This window comes from Alphaproteobacteria bacterium (assembly GCA_030680745.1).
In the GTDB taxonomy this organism is placed as follows: Bacteria; Pseudomonadota; Alphaproteobacteria; order JAUXUR01; family JAUXUR01; genus JAUXUR01.
The window spans coordinates 1-11560 of sequence record JAUXUR010000017.1; the positions used below are offsets into that span (position 1 = coordinate 1).

An 11560-nucleotide genomic window follows, 5' to 3' on the forward strand; every position below is an offset into this window, starting at 1 on the left:
AGCGACGGGTGAGGGGTATCTAAAGCGTTTACAAAGAGCAACACTATCATGCCATAATCTAAGCATTGCCAAGCAAATACGCATCTCTCCAAAATTGTAAAAACCCCTCACCCGCTCCCTTTGGTCGCGACCTCTCCCACAAGGGGAGAGGTAAAAAAAAGCCTTCTTTTGGAGGGCTTTTGGTAAAAAATTGTTTTAGCTTCTTAGAAATAAGTTGCGGAGTGTGAGAGTGGGATAGTTAAAAATGGACTTAAGTTCATTTTTTCTCCCGCAGATTGAGAGCCCATCCACCCGGAACGGAGTGTACCCCATTGTACATGAGTACCGGAAACGAAGGCCTGACGACGAATTTGCCCATAGGATGCGTGGTTGTACTCATGAGTCCCGTCGATCATATATCGTATTCAAATAATCACCTATTTTGGTAACCATCATAACCAATAATATCAACATGATACCTGGAAAAAGACTAACCCAATAAGCTTTGTTTAAAAAATAGGCATAACCTTGTGCAATGAATAGACCCAAAGATGGCTCGGTTAAGGGAACACCAACGCCCAAAAACGATAAAGCAGATTCAAGGGCAATTGCACGGGCTAATTGATATGAAAAAACAACAATTTGTGGCGGTAATGCATTAGGTAATAAATGTTTACAGACGATATAAAAAGAAGATAATCCTAATAATCTTGCGGATAAGACATATTCTTGACGTATTTCAGCTTTTGCAATAGAACGTGCTGTTTGTGCAAAATAGGCCCACTGCCCTAAAACAAGCGCTGCAATTAATGGCAGAAAACCGTGCCCCAAAAATGCAATCAATAAAAGCGCAATTAAAAAGCTTGGGATACTCAGTTGAAGTTCAGTCACACGCCCCAAAATTTTTTCTACCATACCGCCCTTATAAGCAGCATATACACCCAAAAAAGTACCGAAAGCAAAGGCTAAAAAAGTACTGATACCCGCTATTATAAAACTAGTTTGAAGGCCATATAAAAGACCACTAAACATATCCCTGCCAAATTCATTCGTGCCTAAAATGTGACCTTGGCTGAAAGGCTTCAAAAATAAATGTTCTAAATCAGAAAAGTGCTTGTAATCATAAGGTAAAAAAAATGGCAAAACAAAAGAAGCTGCAAGAACTACAAAAAGACCTATCAATGAAGCTTTACCCCAAAAACTAGAGCTTTCAGCACTGACAAATTTAGAAATCATGCCCATCTTTTTTCTCGGAGCCTAGGATCAATAAAACGATGAATAATATCTAAAACCAAATTCATAATGGCATAAAACAAACCCACAAAAATCACAAAAGCAATCACCATCGGCCGGTCTAATTGCAACAGAGCATCAATAAGCAATTTTCCTAACCCTGGCCACGCAAAAACAGATTCAGTGATTACAGCCGACAATAAAAGACTCCCAAATTCTAAACTAAACACGGTTGAAATAGGAAGCGTTAAATGCTTAACGATATGTTTTTGATAAATAATAGATTCAGATATGCCGCGCGCGCGCGTAAAATAAATAAAAGATTTCTGTGCAACATTGCCAGCAAAATGACGCGTAAGTCTTATAAAAAGCGCTACCTTAAACATCATTAAAACAAGAACAGGCAACACTAAATGTCTAATGCCATCGATCGTTAAAAAACTTAAACCCCAAAAAGTTTCGCCCCGACCAATAGAAGGAAGCCAATGCAATTGTGCTGCAAAAAACGTTACAAGCATTAAACCCAACCAATAAACAGGGAAACTCATGCCTAATAAAGCATAAAACTCTATCCATTTTGCACCCTTTCCTTCAGGAAAACGCGCAGCATAAAGGCCTAATTTCACGCCAATAATACATGAAAATAAAAGAGCCAAAAGCGTAAGTTCTAAAGAAGCTGGCAAACGTTGCAAAATAATATCAAAACATGATGTTCCAAAAACAAATGATTTACCTAAACTTCCTGAGAAAAGACCTTTAATAAAAGTAGCATATTGCGTTAAAAACGAACCATCTAGACCTAATAATTTTCGTGCAGCATCAATTGAAGCCCCCTGCCCTTGTTCAGGCATTAATAATGCAATGGGGTCACCAATATAATATACACCCAGAAACACAACGAATGTAAGAATAAGAAGCATTACTAACGTTAAAATAACGCGTTGCGTAAAATATAAAATCATTTAATTTTTAAGTTTTTTGACATTCATGGCAATCGTATATTCATCCATCCTTGGTTCAAAAGTCAAACTTTCTTTACCTGACCAATTCGCAATCGAAAAATAAAGTGGAATAATCGCTAAATCTTCAACAACGACACGATTTGCCTTTTTGAGTAATTCTTCACGTTTAACGTCATCCATGGTTTCAAGCGCTGTTTCAATCATCACATCAAGTTCCTGATTTGCATAGCGTCCGCGATTAAAAACCCCATGGCCTTCCTTTATATCAAAACGATGAAATAACGCTTGTAAAGGACTTAAAGATTCACGACCAACCGGCCATCCGCCTAAACTTAAACTAAAATCACCTTTTTGAGAACGCGAAAAGAAAACATTTGAAGGTAATATTTCGACTTTTGCTTTAATTTTTATTTGTTCAAGCATTGATGCTATCGCCTGAACAATTTTGGTATCATTAACATATCTACCAGACGTCGAACTAAAAACGACTTGAAATCCTTTTTCATATCCAGCTTCCTTCATTAGTTGTTTTGCTTTTTCAATATCCTGAATATGTGCTTTTAAATCTGGATTAAATCCTGTAGAACCCTCAATTATTAATTGACCCGCTTGTTTTCCATGATTACCCAGATAATGCTGAATCAAAAATTCTCGATTAATAGCATATGACAAGGCTTCCCTTACACGTTTGTCTTGAAAAGGATTTTGGGTTAATGCTTTTCCATCCATATCTAAAACATAAGGCGAAATTTTATTTCCTAAATCCATGCATAAATACATCAAACGGCTTGGGATGGTTGCAAATAATTTAAATTTTGATGTCTCTTTAAAGCGATACAATTCTTCAACAGGCACCGTTTCAATAAAATCAAAATCATCTGCTAACAACGCATTAAATCTTGATATATCCTGGGGAACTGGCTTAAAAATAACTTTATCCCAAGGTTCTTTGTTACCCCAATAATCATTATTTTTTTCGATAATAATGTCCTGGCCAGGACGCCATGAAACAAAACGATATGGGCCCGTTCCAATAGCTGTTTTAGCTTGATTGAAATCATGAGAATCAAGATTCTCACCTAATGAATGTGGCAGAATTCCAATCATCGCTATATCCCAAGCAAGCAAAGGATAAGGCTTTATAGTTGATATTTTTATTTTATGCGGGTTTACAATTTCAACTTTATCAATAAAACGAATATAGGTTTTATAACTTTCCAAAGGTCCAATACCTTTTTGAATACGATTAATCGTATATACAACATCCTTAGCTTCAAAAGCCTGATCATTATGAAATTTAACATTTTCGCGTAAATTAAATGCCCAAATCAAATCAGATTCTTTTTCCCACGACAAGGCAAGCCCAGGTAATAATTTTTGATTATTATCCTGCTTCACTAAAGATTCAAACATATGGGAAGCCATCGCTGAATTCGGACCACTTACATGAAAATGAGGATCAACAGACGTAATGTCAGCACGCAAACCAATATGAAGATCCTCGGCATCAGCTTGGGTATTTATGCAGAAGGATAATAAGAACAGAAGTTTTTTCATAACGAGAACTTTCTTAATATTTGCATGTTGTAAAAAATAGTTATAATTTTCCAATCTACAGGACAAAAAATGAAATCACTTCGGTTTCACCTCTCCCCTTGTGGGAGAGGTCGGCGCACAGCGACGGGTGAGGGTGTATAAAGCGTTTGCAAAGAGCAACACCAGCATGCCGTAATCTAACACTACCAAAGAAATACTCATCTCTCCAAAATTGAAAAACACCCCTCACCCGCTCCCTTTGGTCGCGACCTCTCCCACAAGGGGAGAGGTAAAAAAATCCTTCTTTTGGACCGCTTTTAGTAAAAATTTATCCAGTAGATTAACAATTTTCAAACCAACAAAAAAACTGTCCAAATTACAGTTTATTGCCAAGGAAGCACCAAAGAACTTAAAGGAACCAGATTATATCCTTTTTTCATAAGCGTTGGAATCCATTTCTCCAAGGCATTTAATGTATCATCTTTAGGATGCCCAATTGCAATGGCGATTCCGTTTTTTAAAGCGATATCTTCTACTAATTTTAATTGAATTTCAATGGCTTTAAGCGTTGGATCGTGATCTAAAAAAACATCGCGTTCGATACAAGGTACTTTACATTCTTTTGCAAGTTCTGGCACCAACGATTTCATTGTTGTTTTTGAGTCCAAAAAAAACAATTTTCTAGATTTTATATCCGCCATTACTTTTTGAAGAGGTTCCTTCGAGGACGTAAATTTACTTCCCATGTGATTGTTAATACCAATATAACCATCAAACTGAGATAAGTGCCAATAAAGATGTTCTTTCAAATCCTTATCACTTGATTTAACCAATAACGACTTAAGGCCAGCATCTTTTCCAGAATCTGCCTCCATTGGTACATGCACTAATAATTCGTGACCTTTGTCTCGCGCAATTTTTGTTTGCTCTTTGATCTTACTGGCATAAGCTAAAAACGAAAGTGTCACTTCTTTAGGTAATGCAATTGCACGTGCTGAGCGATTAAAATCAACACCAACATCATCGATCACAATCGCAATTTTAGGTCCTTTTTGTTCTGTGAAAACAGGTTGCATCATCGCAATTTTAGGATCTAAAGTAAAAACTTCAATCTTAGGTTTTTCTTCAGGCAATACATTTTTAAGCTGTTCAGTTGCTACAGCAACTTCATTTGAAGGCTTCACTTCAGGCAAAATGCTTTTCGGAGAATCCGATGACAACGATCTTTCATTTGAAGGCTTCACTTCAGGCACGATATCTTTAGGTGATTGAGTCAATGACGGCACCTTAGAAACAGGTTTTATTACTGCCGGTTTTTTTTCTACAGTTTGAGTAGATTCTTTTTTAGCATTTGCTTTTTCAAAAAAAACATATAACGACACAAACAAAAAGCCGCCCACAAAAAGAAAAGCTAAAGCATATAAATATGGCTTAAAATTAAAATCTCCCCGATGATTTTTTTTACGTCCTGCCGTTGATTTACGGGTTGCTTTATAGGAAGACTTACTTTTCTTTGTTGTTTTTTTAGGTTGTGGCTTTTTAGGCATTTTGAATCCATTCAATGCGTAATATAAAAATATGTTCTTTGAACATGAGATCAAACCATACCCTAATTTTAGCTTCAAGAAAATACTTGCAAAAATGAATCAAATCAGGACATATGAATATAGTTTTGTGAATACACCCACAATGCGGGATCGGTATTACATTATATAAAGAAACCTTATGTTTCCGTCGTTGCGATGAGCCCCAAATTAAATAGGGCGAAGAAGCAATCCAGAAAAATAGCCCTTTAAAATCTTCATGTAGATTTTTAACTGGATTGCCACGCGGCCCCTTTTTAAATTTGGGCCGCTCGCAACGACGGACCTTTCGATTTTTAATAAATCTATTTCCGAGTTCGCACAACCTGTTTTAAACTAAAAACCATGCGCTTGTAGCTCAGTAGGATAGAGCACAGGATTCCTAATCCTGGGGTCGGAGGTTCGAATCCTCTCGGGCGCACCATTTAGTGATTAATTTCATCTTTTTTTATGGAAGTAATTTCTAATCGAGGAAGATGCATAGTTGGATAATTTTTTCCCATTATTGAAATTTCTAATAATACGGATTCGTACTGCGTTATATCAGCCAATTCAGCTAATTCATCAGGTTTAAAAAACAATCTTTTATAAACACCCACTTTTTCACCAATACTAAGAGCACAATCTACAGAGATTATTTTCCAATCTTGAGGAATAAAAGCATCAGTTTCATGTTCTCCACTTAGAATTGCAAAACCATTAGCAGGATTTATTTTGCATTCTACAAAATGACCATCTTGATTATTGAATTTAAGAGAAATTTCACGAATAGCATATAATTTACTTATTATATCTTTGTTTTTTTGACAATCGCATCTTGAACATACTTCGCATAACTGATTGTAGTGACTGTTCATTTTCACCAAATGATTATAGTTACAAAAATCAGCAATGCTGACACCAATCCTAACAGCCTCTGACGGTGAGGTAAACGCACTGAAAAAAACACTCAATATCGCCAATGTTTTAAATATCTTCATAATGAACCTTATTTTTGCATTAATTTGAGCCTGTCTCAAAATTGAATGGCAAACTATAAATATCAAACAAATATTTTTCAAACTATTTTTATATAAATATTTAAATTATTTTTTTTCTCTGGGGGGAACAATAATAATTGTTCTTTTTTGATCGCCTATCTGTTTTTCAGGCAATCCCATTAAAATAATTTTTTCTTGAGGATCAGAAAGACCTAATTTATAACGAATTTCTTCATCTAACATATCAGGATCAAGATGTTTTGGGCTTAAAAGACCTGTTTTTGATTCTTTGAATGCAAGCTTCTTTTTTAAAGCATCTCGTTCATTTTCATAAACAATTTTTTGATCTTTAAGCTTAAAATAAACACCAATGCCACGACTGCCATTCATTAAATGCACAGCAAAATACGTCACAAGCATTATACTTGTGAACGGCAAAATGAGACTTGGTAAACGCTCTTTTATTTTATCAATAGTGTGCATTTGTCCATAATAGTATAAAAAACATTATACTTCAAGATAGTGCATATAATTTTAGAGAGCTACCCCACATAAATTGTAGTAGCTCTCTATCAATTCTTAGATTATTGGTTTACGGGCAGAAACATGTAACGATCCATGCGACCTCGTAAAACCAAGCACGCCGTTTTCTTCGCGTTGTATTTTAATATCAACGAATCCTGCATTTGCTAAATTTTGTACTGTTGCTGTGATATACCCGTTGCCTTTAACTTGCTTGAGCAACTTTTCTTTCAAATCACTTCGTAAATCAATAGATTCTTTATCCAAATCAAAGGTACCATAATTTAGTTTTGGATCATATGATATCACGACCCGAGGTGCATCATCAGTACGTAAATAATAACTCATGGGATACGCTTCATCATCAAAAAAATATCCCCAACTCAAAAAATCAAACGAACCACCTGGTGTTAACAAATTAAAATAAGCCTTAGCAACCCCCATACAATATTCAGAATCTTTTACAGGTTGATACATCGACATCCCAACATGCTCAAAAAGAACGTGATTATATTTATTTGGCGTTAATTGTTCGAGCAATTCTGTATCCCATCCACTTCCTATAATATCAGCACGACAAATATTAATTGAAAGTTTATCCGGATCATTTTTAGTTAAACCACCCACGACGAGTACATCTCCAGTAAAGGTCTTATCCAGGTGATTTGCAAAAACAAAAGAGTTTGAAAAAAACATACAAACCACAACTAATAAGACTAATTTTTTCAACATTTGAAACTCCTAATATTTATATTACATTTAAATTTCAATTACTATAATACATATTATTAATGAATGTCAATTTTAAAACTTTTCATATTACGTTCTTTTATTTAAGTTTTTTTAAAGCATTTAAAAAAAAATTAAAAAACAGTTTTTTTTATACTAAAAAAATGCTAGAAGTAGTTTCGAATTTTTTATTTAAAACGATGATATGTTTCACCGTAAAACACCAAACTTTTTTGTGGAGAATGTCATGCTTAGACAGCCAAACGTAGCTATTATTGGATGTGGATATTGGGGCAAAAACCTTGTCCGAAATTTCCATAAACTTAAATCTCTAGCCGCTGTTTGCGACGATAATCCTGAAACAGCTGAATCCATGTCAAAACAATTTCATGTACCCTATTTGACATTCCACGAAATTCTTCTAAATAAAGAAATAGATGGTGTTGTTATTGCAGCTCCAGCCATTCAACATTACACCCTCGCTAAAAAAGCACTTCTTGCAAACAAGCATGTTTACGTCGAAAAACCACTTTCCTTAAATCTATCACATGCTAAAGAATTATGTGAACTTGCACACTCTAAAAATCTAAGACTAATGGTCGGTCATCTTTTGCAATACCACCCCGCTTTCTTGAAATTAAAAGAAATGGTTCAAAAAGGTGATTTAGGTCGTCTTCAATATATATATTCAAATCGTCTTAACCTTGGCAAAATCAGACGCGAAGAAAATATTTTGTGGAGCTTTGCACCCCACGACATTTCAATGATTTTATCACTCGCAGGCGAAATGCCTACTGATGTAACAGCTATATCCGCTACACATCTTCACAAAACAGTCGCTGATATTACAACCACGCATCTGACTTTCAGCTCAGGTCTTGCCGCACACATTTTTGTATCCTGGCTTCATCCATTTAAAGAACAAAAACTTGTTATCGTTGGTGAAAAGGGAATGGCCGTTTTTAACGATGGGCATTCTTGGGAAGAAAAATTACAATTATACCCCCATAAGATTGAATGGGTAAGTGGCGTCCCTTCTCCTTTAAAAGCCGAAGTTGAATATATTCCTATCAAACCAGATGAGCCCCTTACACTTGAATGTCAACATTTCTTGGATTGCATTCAGACAGGAGAAACACCTCGAACAGATGGCGAAGAAGGTGTTCGTGTTCTTGAAGTGCTTTATAAAGCAGAGCTATCAATGCAAGAACCTACAACAAATATTATTCCTTTGCAAAAAGACATTTTTATTCATGAAAGTGCATATGTCGACCAACCTGTTGAAATTGGCGCTGGTACAAAAATCTGGCATTTCTCACATATTTTAGGTCAAACTAAAATCGGTAAAAATTGCGTCATCAGCCAAAATGTTATGATTGGACCTAATGTTGAAATTGGCGATAATTGTAAAATTCAAAACAATGTAAGTCTGTATAAAGGCGTGGTTCTTGAAGATGGCGTTTTTTGTGGCCCCTCTTGCGTCTTTACAAATGTCAACACGCCACGCGCAGAAGTTGAACGTAAGGATGATTTTTTAGAAACACGGATAAAAAAAGGCGCAACAATTGGTGCTAATGCAACAATCGTTTGCGGCAATACAATTGGTGCTTATGCCCTCATAGGCGCAGGATCTGTGATTACCAAAGATGTACCTGATCACGCTTTGATGGTTGGCGTTCCGGCACGTCAAATTGGTTGGGTAAGCCATTCAGGTGAAAAACTTGGGAATGACCTTATTTGTCCACGTGAAAATCGCCAATATAAAATTGATAATAATCAATTGATCGAAATTCAAAAAGTTCAAAAGCTACACAAAGCAGGATAATAAAAATGCAACCAATACAATTTATTGATCTTAAAGCACAACAAAAAAACATTCGCCAAAAGCTTGATATAGCCATTCAAAAAGTACTTGATCATGGCATCTATATCATGGGGCCTGAAGTTAAAGAACTTGAAGCTAAACTTTCAGCATTCTGCGGCGCAAAACACACTATTTCTTGCTCCAACGGAACCGATGCCATTGCATTTGCTTTAATGTGCAAAAATATTAAAGCTGGCGATCACGTGCTTGTCCCATCCTTTACATTTGCAGCAACAGCAGAAGTTCTTGCATGGTTTGATGCTATCCCTGTTTTCGTAGATGTTGATCTTAAAACTTTTAACATGTGCCCAAATCATCTTGAATCAACTATTCTAGATGCAAAGAAAAAAGGACAACGCCTTACAGGTATTATTACTGTTGATCTATTTGGTCAACCTGTTGATTATGAAGCAATCAACAAAATTGCCAAAAACCATGATTTATGGATCATTGATGATGCAGCACAAGGTTTTGGTGGCAGCTTAAAAGGACAAAAAGTTGGAACACTCGCCGAACTTACAACAACTAGCTTTTTTCCTGCAAAACCATTAGGTTGTTATGGTGATGGTGGCGCTATTTTCACTGATAATGATGAATATGCTGCACTCATGCGTTCTATTCGTGTCCATGGTCAAGGAAGTGATAAATACGACAATGTGCGCATTGGCATGAACGGTCGTCTTGATACAATTCAGGCAGCGATTCTTCTTGAAAAGCTCGCCATTTTTGCTGAAGAACTTAAAAAACGCGATCAAATTGCACAACGTTATTCAAATGCTCTTAAAGATTGTATCCAAACACCTCATTTAATTGATGGTGCATTTTCAGCTTGGGCACAATATACGCTGGTAATACCTAACCGCGATGAAGTTGCGCAATCTCTGAAAGAAGTTGGCGTTCCTACTTTTGTATATTATCCAATGCCTTTAAATCTACAAACAGCCTATAAACATTATCCAACAGGCCCCAATGGTACACCAAACGCTGAAAAGCTTGCAAAACAAGTTCTAAGTTTACCAATGCATCCTTATTTGGATGAAAAAACACAAGATTACATTATTGAGCAAACGCGTGCTATCCTTCTAAAAAAAGCTGCGTAATATTGTTATAGGACCTGGGTTGCGAGCTACGGAGCTGCGTAGCAATCCAGTTCTAAATCAATATTTATAACTTGTTAAAATGTTTTTTCTGGATTGCTTCTTCGCCCCATTTAATATGGGGCTCATCGCAACGACGAACCTATTGATTTTAATCAATCTAATTTCGCGTTCGTATTATTAACACCTAACTCTCTCTCAAAAAACGTTATTAACATATAAGAAGAGATCCTTTGATAAATGTCAGATCCTTTTGCAAAAAACCAAGAAAATGATACAAACTTTGGATTCAAATCAGTAAGTTTTGACGAAAAGAAAAAACTTGTCCAAAACGTTTTTGATTCTGTTGCCCCAAAATATGATTTAATGAATGATTTAATGAGTCTTGGTCTTCACCGCGCTTGGAAGAAATCATTTGTTAATATGATCACACTTGAAGACAATGATCACGTTCTAGATATGGCAGGTGGCACAGGTGACATTAGTTTTAAGCTTCACGAAAAAGCCAAAAAGCAACACGCTAATATCCACATTACGAATGCTGATCTTACATATCATATGCTTAAAACAGGTATTGACCGCGCTATCGATCGTGGTATTTTAAATGGTATTAATTATGCCAACACTGATGCACAATCCCTTCCCTTTTTAGACGAAACATTCTCGCATTATGTTATATCTTTCGGTCTTCGTAATGTGCCCTCACGCGCAAAAGCGCTTAGCGAAGCAAAAAGAGTCCTTAAAAAAGGGGGAAGATTTTACTGTCTTGAATTCAGCCACATTTTTCTATCACCCATTCAAAAAATATATCAAAAATACGCCTTCAAATTCATTCCGAAATTAGGCGAAAAAATTTCAAATGACAAAGCTTCCTATCAATATTTAGTTGAAAGCATCGAAAAATTTCCAAAGCAAGAAGATTTAGCTTTAGAATTACGCCAAGCAGGATTTGATAATGTTAATTTTCGTAACCTGTCTTTAGGATTGGTTGCTATTCATTACGGCACAAAGCTGTAAAAACTAAATAATGACTACCCTATTAAAGAATTTATATTCAAGATTTCTATATGATTCT

General features: G+C 35.8%; 10 protein-coding genes and 1 tRNA gene. 4 read left to right on the forward strand and 7 right to left on the reverse strand.

The window, feature by feature from the left end:
- Positions 1-375: 375 nt before the first annotated feature.
- From Q8L85_01255 to Q8L85_01270, 4 genes are all read right to left on the reverse strand, one after another.
- Positions 376-1215: an ABC transporter permease gene (locus Q8L85_01255; GenBank protein MDP1723314.1), complete on the reverse strand. Its 840-nt coding sequence runs from the start codon at positions 1213-1215 to the stop codon at positions 376-378.
- A complete protein-coding gene (locus Q8L85_01260; GenBank protein ID MDP1723315.1) occupies positions 1212-2174 on the reverse strand; it encodes an ABC transporter permease in 963 nt (320 codons plus the stop codon). The genes Q8L85_01255 and Q8L85_01260 overlap by 4 nt, the downstream gene beginning before the upstream one ends.
- Positions 2175-3731 (reverse strand): ABC transporter substrate-binding protein, encoded by a 1557-nt coding sequence (locus Q8L85_01265; protein ID MDP1723316.1) that lies wholly within the window; start codon positions 3729-3731, stop codon positions 2175-2177. It abuts the gene before it with no gap.
- Between the two features lie 362 nt (positions 3732-4093).
- A complete protein-coding gene (locus Q8L85_01270) occupies positions 4094-5257 on the reverse strand; it encodes a divergent polysaccharide deacetylase family protein (GenBank protein ID MDP1723317.1) in 1164 nt (387 codons plus the stop codon).
- Between the two features lie 383 nt (positions 5258-5640).
- Here Q8L85_01270 and Q8L85_01275 point away from each other — a divergent pair.
- Positions 5641-5717 (forward strand) — tRNA-Arg (locus tag Q8L85_01275).
- Between the two features lies 1 nt (position 5718).
- Here the strand turns inward: Q8L85_01275 and Q8L85_01280 are convergent.
- From Q8L85_01280 to Q8L85_01290, 3 genes are all read right to left on the reverse strand, one after another.
- Complete coding sequence (locus Q8L85_01280; GenBank protein MDP1723318.1) at positions 5719-6273, reverse strand: hypothetical protein; 555 nt, start codon at positions 6271-6273, stop codon at positions 5719-5721.
- Between the two features lie 105 nt (positions 6274-6378).
- Entirely contained in the window at positions 6379-6756 is a 378-nt protein-coding gene (locus Q8L85_01285) for a septum formation initiator family protein (protein ID MDP1723319.1), read from the reverse strand.
- 96 nt (positions 6757-6852) lie between these two features.
- The gene (locus Q8L85_01290) at positions 6853-7527 is read right to left on the reverse strand and encodes a hypothetical protein (GenBank protein MDP1723320.1); all 675 of its coding nucleotides are present in this window, start codon (positions 7525-7527) and stop codon (positions 6853-6855) included.
- A gap of 244 nt (positions 7528-7771) precedes the next feature.
- Between Q8L85_01290 and Q8L85_01295 the strand changes: the two genes are divergently transcribed.
- The 3 genes from Q8L85_01295 to ubiE all read left to right on the forward strand — a co-directional run bounded on the left by Q8L85_01295 (position 7772) and on the right by ubiE (position 11502).
- Positions 7772-9349, forward strand: a complete 1578-nt coding sequence (locus Q8L85_01295; GenBank protein ID MDP1723321.1) for a Gfo/Idh/MocA family oxidoreductase — start codon at positions 7772-7774, stop codon at positions 9347-9349.
- Positions 9350-9354: 5 nt separating this feature from the next.
- Positions 9355-10488: a DegT/DnrJ/EryC1/StrS aminotransferase family protein gene (locus tag Q8L85_01300; protein MDP1723322.1), complete on the forward strand. Its 1134-nt coding sequence runs from the start codon at positions 9355-9357 to the stop codon at positions 10486-10488.
- A gap of 237 nt (positions 10489-10725) precedes the next feature.
- On the forward strand, positions 10726-11502 hold the full coding sequence (gene ubiE / locus Q8L85_01305; protein MDP1723323.1) for a bifunctional demethylmenaquinone methyltransferase/2-methoxy-6-polyprenyl-1,4-benzoquinol methylase UbiE: 777 nt from the start codon (positions 10726-10728) through the stop codon (positions 11500-11502).
- The last annotated feature ends 58 nt before the right edge of the window (positions 11503-11560 follow it).